The 12,909-nt window shown below is 71.4% G+C and carries 12 protein-coding genes; 10 read left to right on the top strand and 2 right to left on the bottom strand.

Annotation, left to right across the window (positions count from 1 at the left end; genetic code table 11):
* The first annotated feature begins 55 nt into the window (after positions 1 to 55).
* Positions 56 to 2,008: a helix-turn-helix domain-containing protein gene (locus EOT10_RS23355; protein ID WP_127830241.1), complete on the top strand. Its 1,953-nt coding sequence runs from the start codon at positions 56 to 58 to the stop codon at positions 2,006 to 2,008.
* 87 nt (positions 2,009 to 2,095) lie between these two features.
* On the opposite strand, the gene EOT10_RS23350 is transcribed toward EOT10_RS23355, so the two are convergent.
* The gene (locus EOT10_RS23350) at positions 2,096 to 3,487 is read right to left on the bottom strand and encodes an MFS transporter (protein ID WP_127830240.1); all 1,392 of its coding nucleotides are present in this window, start codon (positions 3,485 to 3,487) and stop codon (positions 2,096 to 2,098) included.
* 509 nt (positions 3,488 to 3,996) lie between these two features.
* Between EOT10_RS23350 and EOT10_RS23345 the strand changes: the two genes are divergently transcribed.
* Together EOT10_RS23345 and EOT10_RS23340 are read left to right on the top strand one after the other, a co-directional pair.
* A complete protein-coding gene (locus EOT10_RS23345; RefSeq protein ID WP_127830239.1) occupies positions 3,997 to 4,863 on the top strand; it encodes a hypothetical protein in 867 nt (288 codons plus the stop codon).
* Positions 4,864 to 4,993: 130 nt separating this feature from the next.
* Positions 4,994 to 5,677: a class F sortase gene (locus EOT10_RS23340; RefSeq protein WP_127830238.1), complete on the top strand. Its 684-nt coding sequence runs from the start codon at positions 4,994 to 4,996 to the stop codon at positions 5,675 to 5,677.
* Between the two features lie 86 nt (positions 5,678 to 5,763).
* Here EOT10_RS23340 and EOT10_RS23335 read toward each other — a convergent pair whose 3' ends face one another.
* Positions 5,764 to 7,434, bottom strand: coding sequence for an FAD-dependent oxidoreductase (locus tag EOT10_RS23335; protein WP_127830237.1), 1,671 nt, complete (start codon positions 7,432 to 7,434; stop codon positions 5,764 to 5,766).
* Between the two features lie 235 nt (positions 7,435 to 7,669).
* Between EOT10_RS23335 and EOT10_RS23330 the strand changes: the two genes are divergently transcribed.
* The 7 genes from EOT10_RS23330 to EOT10_RS23300 all read left to right on the top strand — a co-directional run bounded on the left by EOT10_RS23330 (position 7,670) and on the right by EOT10_RS23300 (position 12,900).
* Positions 7,670 to 8,794: a SchA/CurD-like domain-containing protein gene (locus tag EOT10_RS23330; protein WP_127830236.1), complete on the top strand. Its 1,125-nt coding sequence runs from the start codon at positions 7,670 to 7,672 to the stop codon at positions 8,792 to 8,794.
* Positions 8,795 to 8,860: 66 nt separating this feature from the next.
* Positions 8,861 to 9,265 (top strand): cupin domain-containing protein, encoded by a 405-nt coding sequence (locus tag EOT10_RS23325; RefSeq protein ID WP_127830235.1) that lies wholly within the window; start codon positions 8,861 to 8,863, stop codon positions 9,263 to 9,265.
* Positions 9,262 to 10,530, top strand: coding sequence for a beta-ketoacyl-[acyl-carrier-protein] synthase family protein (locus tag EOT10_RS23320; RefSeq protein ID WP_127830234.1), 1,269 nt, complete (start codon positions 9,262 to 9,264; stop codon positions 10,528 to 10,530). Before EOT10_RS23325 ends, EOT10_RS23320 begins: the two co-directional genes overlap by 4 nt.
* Positions 10,527 to 11,774, top strand: a complete 1,248-nt coding sequence (locus EOT10_RS23315; RefSeq protein WP_127830233.1) for a beta-ketoacyl synthase N-terminal-like domain-containing protein — start codon at positions 10,527 to 10,529, stop codon at positions 11,772 to 11,774. The genes EOT10_RS23320 and EOT10_RS23315 overlap by 4 nt, the downstream gene beginning before the upstream one ends.
* Positions 11,775 to 11,800: 26 nt before the next feature.
* Positions 11,801 to 12,061, top strand: coding sequence for an acyl carrier protein (locus EOT10_RS23310; protein WP_127830232.1), 261 nt, complete (start codon positions 11,801 to 11,803; stop codon positions 12,059 to 12,061).
* Position 12,062: 1 nt separating this feature from the next.
* Complete coding sequence (locus EOT10_RS23305; RefSeq protein ID WP_127830231.1) at positions 12,063 to 12,539, top strand: SRPBCC family protein; 477 nt, start codon at positions 12,063 to 12,065, stop codon at positions 12,537 to 12,539.
* A gap of 28 nt (positions 12,540 to 12,567) precedes the next feature.
* Positions 12,568 to 12,900: a TcmI family type II polyketide cyclase gene (locus tag EOT10_RS23300; protein ID WP_127830230.1), complete on the top strand. Its 333-nt coding sequence runs from the start codon at positions 12,568 to 12,570 to the stop codon at positions 12,898 to 12,900.
* Positions 12,901 to 12,909 lie beyond the last annotated feature (9 nt).

The raw sequence follows: 12,909 nt of genomic DNA, 5'->3' as shown, positions 1-12,909 counted from the left end.
CGAGTCGTCCACAGGGCTGGCGGGGCCGGCCGTGCGGCGGGTAATCCTGGTGAGCATGTCGCACGATCCAACGCAGTACGCCGCAGAGCCCGCGAGCCCCGCATCGAGCGCCGAGACGCCGTTCCTCGAGCTCCTCGCCCGGGGCGCGTCCGCCGACGCCTACGAACAGCCCGTGCTGGTCGCCCGCGCCGAGGGCGAGCCGCAGGAGCGGATCGACGCCCTCGACCGCGCGAAGGCGCTCGCCCTGCGCGTCCGCGCGGACCTGGAGGGCAGACGACGCCGCGAGGCGGAGCTGTCCGCCCTGTTCGAGACCGCGCACGACCTCGCGGGGCTGCGCGACCTGAGCGCCGTCCTCCAGGCCATCGTGCAGCGCGCCCGTTCGCTCCTCGGCACGGACGTCGCCTATCTGACGCTGAACGACCCGGCCAGGGGCGACACTTACATGAGGGTCACCGAGGGCTCCGTCGCCGCGCGCTTCCAGCAGCTCAGGCTCGGCATGGGGGAGGGGCTCGGCGGGCTCGTCGCCCAGACCGCGCGACCCTACGTCACGGAGAACTACACGCACGACGTGCGCTTCCAGCACACACGCACCATCGACGCCGGCGTGCACGACGAGGGACTGGTCGCGATCCTGGGCGTACCGCTGATGCTGGGGCCCCATGTCATCGGCGTGCTGTTCGCCGCGGACCGGCGTGCGCGGGTCTTCGAGCGCGAGCAGATCGCGCTGCTCGGCTCCTTCGCGGCGCTCGCCGCGGCCGCCATCGACACCGCGAACCTGCTCTCCGAGACCCGCGAGGCGCTCGGCGAGCTGGAGCGCGCCAACGAGATCATCCGGGACCGCAGCGGCGTCATCGAGCGGGCCTCCGACGTCCACGACCGCCTGGCCGAACTGGTCCTGCGGGGCGGCGGCGTCCACGACGTGGCGGCCGCCGTCTCCCAAGTCCTCGACGGGACGGTGGAGTTCGCCGACGCGGTCACCGCCCCCGCCACCCCCCTCGACGCCTCGCGCGCCGACGGGCACGCCGTGCGGGACGGTGACGACTGGGTCGCCGCCGTCGCGGCGGGCGACGAACTGCTCGGCGCCCTCGTCCTGCGCGGGCACCCCGGGCTCGACCCCGTCGACCAGCGCACCCTGGAGCGCGCCGCGATGGTCACCTCGCTCCTGCTGCTCGCCCGGCGCTCCGCCTCCGAGGCCGAACAGCGCGTACGGGGCGAGCTGCTGGACGACCTCCTCGACGCGCGCGACCGGGATCCGCGCCTGCTGCGCGAGCGTGCCGCCAGGCTGCACGCCGACCTGGACGCCGTCCATGTGGTCCTGGCCGCGCGCCTGGAGACCCCGGGTGCCGACGCCGAACAGGAGGCCGCCGCCCGGCGCCGCCTGTGGTCCGCCGCGTCCCATCTCGCCGCCACCGGGCACGGCCTCGCCGCCGCGCGTGACGGGGGTACGGTCCTGCTGCTCCCCCTGAGAGCCGCGGACCGGGCCTCCGACCTCGCCCGCCGCACGGCCAGGCACCTCTCCTGTGCCGTGCACGAGCCGGTCACCGTCGGAGCGTCGGCGCCCCTGGAGGACCTGGCCACCCGCACCCACACCGTCGCGGCGGCCTACGCGGAGGGGCAGCGCTGCCTGGACGCCCTGCGCCTGCTCGGCAGAGCGGGGGAGGGCGCGGCCGCGGAGGACTTCGGCTTCCTCGGGCTGCTCCTCGCGGACAGCAGGGACGTCTCCGGATTCGTGGACCGCACCATGGGCGAGGTCGTGACGTACGACCGGCGCAGGGGGACCGACCTCGTGCGGACGCTGGACGCGTACTTCGCCTCGGGCATGAGCCCGGCCCGCACCAAGGACGCGCTGCACGTCCATGTGAACACGGTGGCGCAGCGCCTCGAACGCATAGGCCGCCTGCTCGGCCCCGACTGGCAGTCACCCGCCCGCGCCCTGGAGATCCAACTCGCGCTGCGGCTGCACCGGTTGACCGGGGCGATACCGGACCGACCCGCCCCGAGCGCCTGAAGGGAGCCCGGCCCCCGTACGCGGGCTGCGTACGGAGGCCGGTGACGGGCGGGGCGGGGCGGGTCGGGCTCAGGTTCGGGCTCGGGCTCAGGCGGTCCGTGCGTCAGCGGCGTGCCCCACGGTGGACGCCTCGCCCGCGGCGCCGTCCTCCTCGACGTGGGCCAGATCGCGGTGCCGGGTCTCCTTCGCGACGCCCACGGCGATCAGCGTCAGCACGGCCGCGGCGATCACGTAGAGGGCGATCGGGGTGGAGGTGCCGTAGTCGGCGAGCAGGGCCGTGGCGATCAGCGGGGCGGGAGCGCCCGCCGCGACGGAGGCGAACTGCGCGCCGATGGAAGCGCCCGAGTAGCGCATGCGGGTCGCGAACATCTCCGAGAAGAAGGCCGCCTGCGGCGCGTACATCGCCCCGTGCAGGACGAGGCCGACGGTGACGGCGAGGAGGAGGTTGCCGAAGGTGCCCGTGTCGATGAGGGCGAAGAACGGGAACATCCACAGGCCGATGCCGGCGGCTCCGAACAGGTACACCGGCCGGCGCCCGAGCCGGTCGGAGAGTGCGCCCCAGGCCGGGATCACGGCGAAGTGCACGGCCGAGGCGATGAGTACGGCGTTCAGCGCGGTCTGCTTCGAGACGCCGGCCGACGTGGTCGCGTACACGAGGATGAAGGCGGTGATGACGTAGTAGCTGATGTTCTCGGCCATGCGCGCGCCGATGGCGACGAGGACGTCACGCCAGTGGTGGCGCAGGACGGCGATCAGCGGCGTCTTCTCCGCGGCGCCGCCGGCCGCGGCCTTCCGCTCCTCGGCGCGGGCCAACGCCTCCTTGAAGACAGGCGATTCATCGACAGAGAGACGAATCCACAGTCCGACCATGACGAGGACCCCGGACAGCAGGAACGGGATGCGCCAGCCCCACGAGCTGAAGGAGGCGTCGGAGATGAGGGCGGTCAGCAGGGAGAGCACGCCCGTGGCGAGCAACTGTCCGGCAGGGGCACCGGTCTGGGGCCACGACGCCCAGAAGCCGCGCCGCCTGCCGTCCCCGTGCTCGGAGACGAGCAGCACGGCGCCGCCCCACTCGCCGCCCAGCGCGAAGCCCTGGACCAGGCGCAGCACGGTGAGCAGCACCGGGGCGGCCGCGCCGATCGTGGCGTACGTCGGTACGAGGCCGATGGCGAAGGTCGCGCCGCCCATCATGAGCAGGCTCAGGACCAGCAGCTTCTTGCGGCCCATGCGGTCGCCGAAGTGCCCGAAGACGAGCGCGCCGAGGGGGCGGGCCGCGAACCCGACGGCGTACGTCAGGAAGGAGAGGAGCGTCCCGACGAGCGGGTCGGTGCCGGGGAAGAAGAGCGTGTTGAAGACGAGCGCGGCCGCGGAGCCGTACAGGAAGAAGTCGTACCACTCGATCGTGGTGCCGATGAGGCTCGCGGCGACGATCCGCCGGAGGTTCGCGGGCGGTGGGGGAGCGGTTGCTGCGGAGGCCATGTGGCACCACTTCCAGGCGTTGGCGGGGACGGGTCCGTGTGGGCACAAGGTAGAAAGACGCAGGTCAACGGCACATGTGGTGGGGCACCATAGTTTCGGGCGTGGCTATGCGCGGGGCCACCATGAGGGGGCGGTGATCTGCGCGCGCACTCCCTGTGGACGGATCGTCAGCGACCGGCCGGACCGGGAAGAGCGGGGAAGGGCGGGGATGGGCCGGACGAAGCGTTCGAGGGACGCGGGCGCGCACTCGTGTCGCGGCCGATCGGGTTGTGCCGACAGCGCTTCGCCGGCCGCCGACACATCCTCACACGCCGTTAAATGCCTGATCAGGATCGGTGACTGACCCGCGGAGAGTGGACGGGCACCGGCAGGCAAGGGGCCGCGGGGGTGATCCGGGTGGATGGCTCAAGTGGTGCGCGCGTCAGGTCTGGCTGACGGTGATCACGTCGGGGCCGGTCTCACGAGCTGACAAAGAGTCAGCGGTCCGGCCACGGCGGAAGGACTCGACGATGCGTTCTGCCCGCATGCTCCTCGCTACCGCGACGGCCACGGCCGCCCTCGCGATCGCTGCTCCCGGCGCCCTCGCCGCCGCGGGGGGCGACTGGAACCACGATGACTCTTCCTACAGCAGCGACCACGACAAGGACAGCGGCCACGACAAGGACAGCGGCCACGACAAGGACAGCGGCCACGACAAGGACAGCGGCCACGACAAGGACAGCGACCACGGCAAGCCCAGCGGTGGCGTGCACACCGGCGGCGGTGCGCTCACCTCGGTGAAGGGCGACGACTGGAACAAGGACGAGAACAAGAAGGACGACTCGGACTCCGGTAGCGACGAGCACGGCCGTGACTCCGGCGACGACGAGCACGGCCGTGACTCCGGCGACGACGAGCACGGCCGTGACTCCGGCGACGACGAGCACGGCAAGCCCCACGGTGGCATGCACACCGGTGGCGGCGCGCTGTCCGTCGTGAAGGGCGACGACTGGAGCAAGGACGAGAACAAGAAGGACGAGAACAAGAAGGACGAGAACAAGAAGGACGAGAACAAGAAGGACGACTCGGACTCCCGTGGCGACGAGCACGGCAAGCCCCACGGTGGCATGCACACCGGCGGCGGCGCGCTGACCGCCGTGAAGGGCGACGACTGGACCAAGGACAAGGAGAAGTGGGACCCGGAGACCTACAAGAAGGACGGCGAGCAGGGCAACGACTCCTGGGGCTCCGACAACGAGAAGCCCAGCGGTGGCATGCACACCGGTGGCGGCGGTCTCGCCACGCCCGGTGTCACCGCCGGCGGCCTGGCGATCCTCGGGGTCGCCGCGGCAGGCGTCTACGCGATGCGCCGTAAGAGCGCGTCCGACGCGTCCTGACCGGTGCCTGTCATAGCGGCCGGGGCCGCCGCGTGAACACTACGCGGCGGCCCGGCTGGCCGTTCCCTTCTGTGCAGTACCCGCTCCCTGTGCAGTACCCGCTCCGCTCGTTCCCGTGAGGTGGTTCCTGATGGCAGCCCGGTTGCCTTCCCCCGCTCGACCCGAGTCCGCGCCGCCCGGGCGCCGTTTCCGTACCGGCGCGTGGATCGCGTGGTCCCTCGGAATCGTGTTCCTGGCAGTCAGCCTGTTCGGCGGCGGTCATGACGAACAGTCCGGCCCGTCCGGTACGACAGGCTCCGCGGCCACACATGCGCCGGCCCCCGCACCGTCCTCCTCGGGCGTGCCGGCCGAGGGCAAGCATCTGCCGCGGGCGACACCGACACGGCTGCTCATCCCGAAGATCGGTGTGGACGCCCCCTTCACCGGTCTCGCCATCGGCCCCACGGGTCAGCTCCAGCCTCCGCCCGCCGACGACACGAACCTGGTCGGCTGGCAGGCCGACGGTGTGTCACCCGGCGAGGCGGGCACCGCGATCATCGCCGGACACGTCGACACGAAGACCTCGGCCGCGGTGTTCGCCGGCCTCAGCGACCTGAAGAAGGGCGACCACTTCACCGTGAAGAGGTCCGACAAGCGGACGGCCTCGTTCGTGGTCGACAGCGTCGAGGAGTTCGCGAAGGACGACTTCCCCGACAAGCGCGTGTACGGGGACACCCCGCAGGCCCAGGTCCGGCTGATCACGTGCGCCGGAGAGTACGACCGCTCCGTCAAGGACTACACCGACAACCTGGTGGTCTTCGCCCACCTCGTCTGAACGGCTGTACGCCCCGCACCCCTTCGCCCTCCCCCGTTCGCCCCGCTCCGCTCCCCGCCCCCTCCCGGGCGGAGTGAGCGGAGTTGTCAGTTCCGGGCCAGGATCGCCGTGAGCGCGTTCCGCAGTTCCGACTCGGGGTCCGCCGCGGGCCCCTCGGACCGCCACGCGACGAATCCGTCCGGGCGGACAAGGACCGCACCGCCCGCGCGGACGCCGTGCGCCTGCGCCCAGTCCGCGTCGGTCGCGGGCGACAGCTCGGCGCCGGGCCCGGATCCGATCCGGTACGAGTCGAGCGGTACGGACATCACCTCCGCGAGGCGCTTCGCCGCGGAATGCCAGCCGGCGTCACCGTCGCCGCTGTCGTCGCCCGCGCTCAGGAGCACCAGGGACCGCTCGTACAGGTCGAGGGTGGAGATCCGGGCGCCGGCGCGGTTCAGCCACAGGTGGGGGGCGCGGCTGCCGGGCTCTCCCGTGAGCCGCATGCCCTCGGGCACGACGGGCGTCGCCGGATCGGCGCCTAGGACGGCCCCGCGCGGATAGCGGTAGCCGAGCGCCACGTTGAGGATCCCGCCCTTCCTGCCTCCGGGGCCGCCCGCTCCCGGGCCGGGGGTGTACCCGGGGTGGCTGTGCTCGACCGACCGCGAGGAGGCGCGTGCGCTCGTCGCCTCGGCGACCGGCCGGCGCTCCTCGTCGTAGGACTCCAGCAGGCCGGGGCCGGCCCAGCCGCCGAGGACGGCGGCCAGTTTCCAGGCGAGGTTGTGCGCGTCCTGGATACCGGTGTTGGAACCGAACGCCCCGGTGGGGGACATCTCGTGGGCCGAGTCACCGGCGAGGAACACCCGACCGTCCGCGTACCGCTCGGCGACCCGCTCGGCGGCGTGCCAGGCGGCCCTGCCGGTGATTTTCACGTCGAGGTCCGGCACCCCGACCGCCCGCCGGATGTGTTCCGCGCACCGCTCGTCCGTGAACTCCTCCAGCGTCTCGCCGTTCTCGGGGTGCCACGGCGCGTGGAACACCCAGTGCTCGCGGTTGTCGACCGGCAGGAGCGCGCCGTCGGCCTCCGGGTTCGTCAGGTAGCACACGATGAAGCGCCGGTCGCCCACGACGTCCGCGAGGGCGCGTGAGGTGAAGGTGATGCTCACGTTGTGGAACAGGTCGCCGGGGCCGTTCTGCCCGATGCCGAGATGCTCGCGGACCGGGCTGCGCGGCCCGTCCGCCGCGACGAGGTAGTCCGCCCGGACGGTGGTGTGCTCGCCCGTGTCCCGGCTCTTGAGCCGCGCGGTCACGCCCTGGGGGTCCTGCTCGAACGACATCAGCTCGGTGTGGAACCGCAGATCGCCGCCCAGCTCCCGGGCGCGCTCCAGGAGCACCGGCTCCAGGTCGTTCTGGCTGCACAGGCACCAGCCGGCGGGGCTAAAACGGGCGAGTCCGCCACCCGGGTCGATCTCCTTGAACAGCCACTCGCCGGCGTCACCCACCAGCGTCGGGGTCTGGAGGATGCCGTGGTTGTCGGCCAGGACCGACGCGGCCTCCTCGATGCTCCGCTGTGCCTCCGCCACCCGGAACAGCTCCATCGTGCGCACGTTGTTGCCGCGTCCGCGCGGATGGATCGACGTTCCCGAGTGGCGCTCGACCAGCACGTGCGGAACGCCGAGTCGCCCCAGGAAGAGCGAGGTGGACAGGCCCACGAGGGAGCCGCCGACGATGAGCACCGGCGTGTGCTGAGTGGCCTCCGGGGCCTCTTCCGATCGGTTCATTGATTGCCTCCAGCGTCACCTGCGACGTGAGAGAGGGATCTGGACCCACATTGCAACGCCGCGCTGTACCACTGCGCGCGTTGGAAGCAGCACCCGGACGACTGGTTCACCCGTCCGGACCGTGCGGATCGCGCCCGCCGGGGGTCGCAACAACGATCGGCTCATGGCGACCGCGCTGATTCGGACGCGACGGTCGCGCCCCCGACCCTCCGTGAAGATGAGAGAGGCGTGCCGTATGACCATCTCAGGACGCATATCGCAGTCGGCGTTCGACGGCTCGAGGCTGCGGGTGATACTCCTGCTCGATCTGTACGAAGGAGCCCAGCAGCAGTTCCTCGACGCGTACGAGCACATGCGCAACCAGGTCGCGTCCGTGCCCGGCCACCTCAGCGACCAGCTCTGCCAGTCGATCGAGAACCCCTCGCAGTGGCTCATCACCAGCGAGTGGGAGAGCGCCCCGCCGTTCCTCGCCTGGGTGAACAGCGAGGAGCACGTCGAGACCGTCCGGCCGATGCACAGCTGCGTCAGGGACACCCGGTCGATGCGCTACAGCATCCTCCGCGAGACCACCCCGGCCCAGCCGCGCACGCCCGAGCCGAAGACGCCGGCCACACAGGTGGCCGCCCGCGTCGGTGACGGTGCCGCGCGCCACGCCCTCACGTTCACCGTCAAGCCGGGCTCCGAGTCCAAGGTCGCGGAGATCCTGGCCGGGTACCAGTCGCCCCAGGCCCAGGTCGACGACACCACGCGCCTGCGCCGCACCTCGCTCTTCATGCACGGCAACCGCGTCGTGCGGGCCGTCGAGGTGGAGGGCGACCTCCTGGCGGCGCTGCGCCACGTGGCCCGTCAGCCCGAGGTCAGGGCGGTCGAGGAAGCCATCAACCCCTACCTGGAGCAGCACAGGGACCTGACCGACCCCGAGTCCGCGCGCGTGTTCTTCACGCGGGCCGCGCTCCCGGCCGTCCACCACGTGGTGTCCGACCGTGAGGCCCCCGCGGAGCTGCGCCGGCACGCGCTCCACTACCCCGCCAAGGAAGGCCGCGGGATGGAGCTGGCCCGGTTGCTCGCCCACCAGGACGCGGCAGCCGCGGAGGACCCCGCCAACCCGGTGTACGCCAGCACGGTCTTCCAGCGGGACGACATCGTGGTGCGCCTCATCGACATCACGGGTGACCTCGACGCCGACCCCGTCGCGGCCGTCGGCCTCAAGGGCCTGGAGGGGGACCCCGAGGTCGATCGTCTGCTCGACGGCGCCGCGATCGGCGTGGAGGGCTCCCTGTACACGGACCGCAACATCAACCGGCTCCTGTCGCACGCCGACATGACGCCCGTCACCGACCGCAGCTCGGCGGGTTCCTGACGGACCACCCCGGGGTGTCCGCGGGCACGGCCCGGAACCCCATCGCCCCACCCGGAGGTATCAACCATGATCAAGCATCCACGCATCGTGGACCTGAGCGAGACCGAGCCCAACCGCCGGCGCGGAGGTGACCTGCGGGCCATGCTCACGCCCGCCAACGTCGGCTCCACCAGCGGCTTCATGGGCCTGGCCCTCGTCCAGCCCGGCGAGCGCATCGGCGAGCACTACCACCCGTACTCCGAGGAGTTCGTGTACGTCGTCCAGGGCGCCCTGGAGGTGGACCTGGACGGTGACACGCACGAACTGCGGCCGGACCAGGGACTCCTGATCCCGATCAACATGCGGCACCGCTTCCGCAACGTCGGCGAGGTCGAGGCCCGCATGGTCTTCCACCTCGGCCCGCTCGCCCCGGAACCGCGCCTCGGGCACGTCGACACCGAGGAGACCGTGCCCAGCGAGGTCATAAAGTGACCCGGCGGGTGGCTGTCACCGGTGTCGGTGTGGTCGCTCCCGGCGGGATCGGGGCGACGGCGTTCTGGGACCTCCTGGCCAACGGCCGTACAGCGACCCGCGGCATCACACTGTTCGACCCGGTCGGCCTGCGCTCACGTATCGCCGCCGAATGCGACTGGGACCCGGACGCACACGGACTCGACCCCGAGATTCGCGAACACGCCGACCGCTACATCCAGTTCGCGGTCGTCGCCGCCGGCGAGGCCGTGCGCGACTCCGGACTGGACACCGGCCGGGAGGACCCCTGGCGCGTCGGCGTCTCCCTGGGCAGCGCCATCGGCGGGACCACGCGCCTGGAACACGACTACGTCCTCGTCAGCGAGGGCGGGCAGCGATGGGACGTGGACCACCGCGCGGCCGAACCGAAACTGCACATGGCGTTCTCGCCGAGCACGCTCGCCGCGGTCGTCGCCGAACAGTTCGGCGCCCAGGGCCCCGTACAGACCGTCTCCACCGGCTGCACCTCGGGACTCGACGCGGTGGGCTACGCCTTCCACCAGATCGAGGAGGGCCGGGCCGACATCTGCATCGCCGGCGCGTCCGACTCCCCGGTGTCACCGATCACGATGGCGTGCTTCGACGCCATCAAGGCGACCTCACCCAACAACGACGATCCCGAGCACGCCTCCAGACCCTTCGACGCCGACCGCAACGGCTTCGTGATGGGCGAGGGAGCGGCGGTCCTCGTCCTGGAGGAGGCCGAACACGCCCGCGCCCGCGGTGCGCACGTGTACTGCGAGATCAGCGGCTACGCCACCTACGGCAACGCCTACCACATGACCGGTCTGACCAGCGAAGGTCTGGAGATGGCCCGGGCGATCGACACCGCCCTCGGCCAGGCTCGCCTCGACCCCACACTGATCGACTACGTCAACGCCCACGGCTCGGGCACCAGACAGAACGACCGGCACGAGACGGCCGCGGTCAAGCTGTCCCTGGGCGCCCACGCCTACGACACCCCCATGAGCTCCATCAAATCCATGGTGGGCCACTCCCTGGGCGCGATCGGCGCGATCGAAGTGGTCGCCTGCGTCCTCGCCCTGAAGCACCAAGTGGTGCCGCCCACCGCGAACTACGAGACGCCCGACCCCGAGTGCGACCTGGACTACGTGCCGCGCACCGCACGCCCGCGGAAGCTGAGGAACGTGCTCTCCGTAGGCAGCGGATTCGGCGGCTTCCAGTCCGCGGTGCTGCTGGCCGGGCCCGGCGGGAGGACACGATGAGCGGTCAGCGCCCCCGGCGCGCGGCCATCACCGGGATCGGTGTGATCGCGCCCAACGGACTGCACGCGGACGCCTACTGGAAATCCGTCAGAGAGGGCCTCTTCGTCCTGGACCGGATCACCCGAGAGGGATGCGAGAACCTGCCGCTCCGTATCGGGGGCGAGGTCCGTACCTTCGACGCCGAGGATCACATCGAGGAGCCGTTCCTGGTCCAGACGGACCGGTTCAGCCACTTCGCGATGGCCGCGGCGGCCCTGGCCCTCGAAGACGCGGGCCTCAGCAGGGGTGAGCCCGACGACCCGTACTCGATCGGCGTCGTCACCGCCGCCGGATCAGGCGGCGGCGAGTTCGGGCAGCGCGAGCTGCAGAAACTGTGGGGCCAGGGCTCCAAGTTCGTCGGCCCCTACCAGTCCATCGCCTGGTTCTACGCGGCCAGCACCGGCCAGATCTCCATCTGGAGCGGCTTCAAGGGGCCGTGCGGTGTCGTCGCGAGCGACGAGGCCGGCGGCCTGGACGCCCTCGCACACGCGGCCCGCGCCGTCCGGCGCGGAACCGGGGCCATGGTCGTCGGCGCCGCGGAGGCCCCCCTCGCCCCGTACTCGATGGTGTGCCAGCTCGGATACCCCGAGCTCAGCACCGCCGAGGACGCCGAACGCGCCTACCTGCCCTTCACCACGGCAGCCCGCGGGTTCACGCCGGCCGAGGGCGGCGCCGTCGTCGTGGTGGAGGAGGAGAACCGCGCCCGCGAGCGGGAGGCACCCGTTCGCGCCGTCGTGGCCGGTCATGCCGCCACCTTCACCGGCGCCTCCCAGTGGGAGCGGTCGAGAGAGGGTCTCGCCCACGCGATCCGTGGCGCCCTCGACGAGGCCGGCTGCGCCCCCGAAGAGATCGACGTCGTGTTCGCCGACGCCCTCGGCGTCCCCGACGCGGACCGCGCCGAGGCACTGGCGATCGCCGACGCCCTGGGCGCGCACGGCAGGCGCGTACCCGTCACGGCACCCAAGACCGGCATGGGCAGGGCCTACTGTGCGGCCCCCGTCCTGGACGTGGCGGCCGCCGTGTTCGCCATGGAACACGGCCTGATCCCCCCCACCCCCAACGTGTTCGACATCTGCCACGACCTCGATCTGGTGATGTCTCGCGCTCGCCCCGCCGAGCTGCGCACGGCCCTGGTCCTCAGCAGGGGACTCATGGGCTCCAACGCGGCGCTCGTAGTGCGCCGCGGCAGCGACTCCGCCCTGTAGCACCGGGCGGGAAGGAGAACACTCGCATGATCACCACCGAAGTGACGTTCGACGAACTGGCCACCCTGATGAAGAAGGCGGCCGGAATCACCGTCGACCCCCAGGAACTCACGCAGGACCCGGACAGGCCCTTCGACTCGTTCGGCATCGACTCGCTCGGCCTGCTCGGCATCGTCGGCGAGATCGAGAACCGGTACAGCCAGTCGCTGCCCCCGGACTCGGAGCGCTGCAAGACGCCCCGCGAGTTCCTCGACCTCGTCAACAACACCCTCAAAGCTGGAGCCTGACATGTCGGGACACACAGAGAACAGCATCACCATCGACGCCCCCCTCGACCTCGTCTGGGACATGACCAACGACATCGAGAAGTGGCCGGAGCTCTTCAGCGAGTACGCGTCCCTCGAAGTGCTCTCCCGCGACGGCGACACGACGAGCTTCCGCCTGACCATGCACCCGGACGACAACGGGAAGGTCTGGAGCTGGGTCTCGGAGCGGACCGTCAACCGCGCCGAGCGCACCGTGCGCGCCCGCCGCGTCGAGACCGGTCCCTTCGCCCACATGGACATCCGGTGGGACTACACCGAGACCCCGGAAGGCACCCGCATGGACTGGGTGCAGGACTTCGCGATGAAGCCCGACGCGCCGGTCGACGACTCCTGGATGACGGAGAACATCAACCGCAACTCCGTCACCCAGATGGCACTCATCCGCGACAAGATCGAAAAGGTCGCGCGGGAGCGCCAGAGCGCGTCCGTGCCGCGCTGACCGCCGGCCCGCCCAGGAAGGAAACCCGATGCACCACGCCCTGATCGTGGCCCGCATGGCGCCCGGTTCGGCGCCGGCGATCTCCGACGTGTTCGCCGCCTCCGACCGAGGCGAACTGCCGCACCTCATCGGCGTCAACCGGCGCAGCCTGTTCCAGTTCGGCGACGTGTACCTGCACCTCATCGAGTCGGACCAGGACCCGTCATCCGCCATCGCCCAGGTGGCCGGACACCCCGAGTTCCGCAGTGTCAGCGAGCAGCTCTCGCCGTACGTCAGCGCGTACGACCCGGAGACCTGGCGCAGCCCCAAGGACGCCATGGCGCACTGCTTCTACCGCTGGGAGCGCGGCGCCCCGTCCTGACGGGACGTC

The sequence above is a fragment of the Streptomyces antnestii genome (assembly GCF_004005495.1).
Lineage (GTDB): Bacteria > Actinomycetota > Actinomycetes > Streptomycetales > Streptomycetaceae > Streptomyces > Streptomyces antnestii.
This window is presented reverse-complemented; position numbering and strand designations above follow the sequence as displayed.

What these genes read in the sequence shown, in the direction of transcription:
- EOT10_RS23315 (WP_127830233.1), top strand. Translation starts at nt 10,527, where the DNA reads ATGAGCGGTCAGCGCCCCCGGCGCGCGGCCATCACCGGGATCGGTGTG.
- EOT10_RS23310 (WP_127830232.1), top strand. Translation starts at nt 11,801, where the DNA reads ATGATCACCACCGAAGTGACGTTCGACGAACTGGCCACCCTGATGAAG.
- EOT10_RS23325 (WP_127830235.1), top strand. Translation starts at nt 8,861, where the DNA reads ATGATCAAGCATCCACGCATCGTGGACCTGAGCGAGACCGAGCCCAAC.
- EOT10_RS23305 (WP_127830231.1), top strand. Translation starts at nt 12,063, where the DNA reads ATGTCGGGACACACAGAGAACAGCATCACCATCGACGCCCCCCTCGAC.
- EOT10_RS23335 (WP_127830237.1), bottom strand. Translation starts at nt 7,434, where the DNA reads ATGAACCGATCGGAAGAGGCCCCGGAGGCCACTCAGCACACGCCGGTG.
- EOT10_RS23300 (WP_127830230.1), top strand. Translation starts at nt 12,568, where the DNA reads ATGCACCACGCCCTGATCGTGGCCCGCATGGCGCCCGGTTCGGCGCCG.
- EOT10_RS23345 (WP_127830239.1), top strand. Translation starts at nt 3,997, where the DNA reads ATGCGTTCTGCCCGCATGCTCCTCGCTACCGCGACGGCCACGGCCGCC.
- EOT10_RS23355 (WP_127830241.1), top strand. Translation starts at nt 56, where the DNA reads ATGTCGCACGATCCAACGCAGTACGCCGCAGAGCCCGCGAGCCCCGCA.
- EOT10_RS23350 (WP_127830240.1), bottom strand. Translation starts at nt 3,487, where the DNA reads ATGGCCTCCGCAGCAACCGCTCCCCCACCGCCCGCGAACCTCCGGCGG.
- EOT10_RS23330 (WP_127830236.1), top strand. Translation starts at nt 7,670, where the DNA reads ATGACCATCTCAGGACGCATATCGCAGTCGGCGTTCGACGGCTCGAGG.
- EOT10_RS23340 (WP_127830238.1), top strand. Translation starts at nt 4,994, where the DNA reads ATGGCAGCCCGGTTGCCTTCCCCCGCTCGACCCGAGTCCGCGCCGCCC.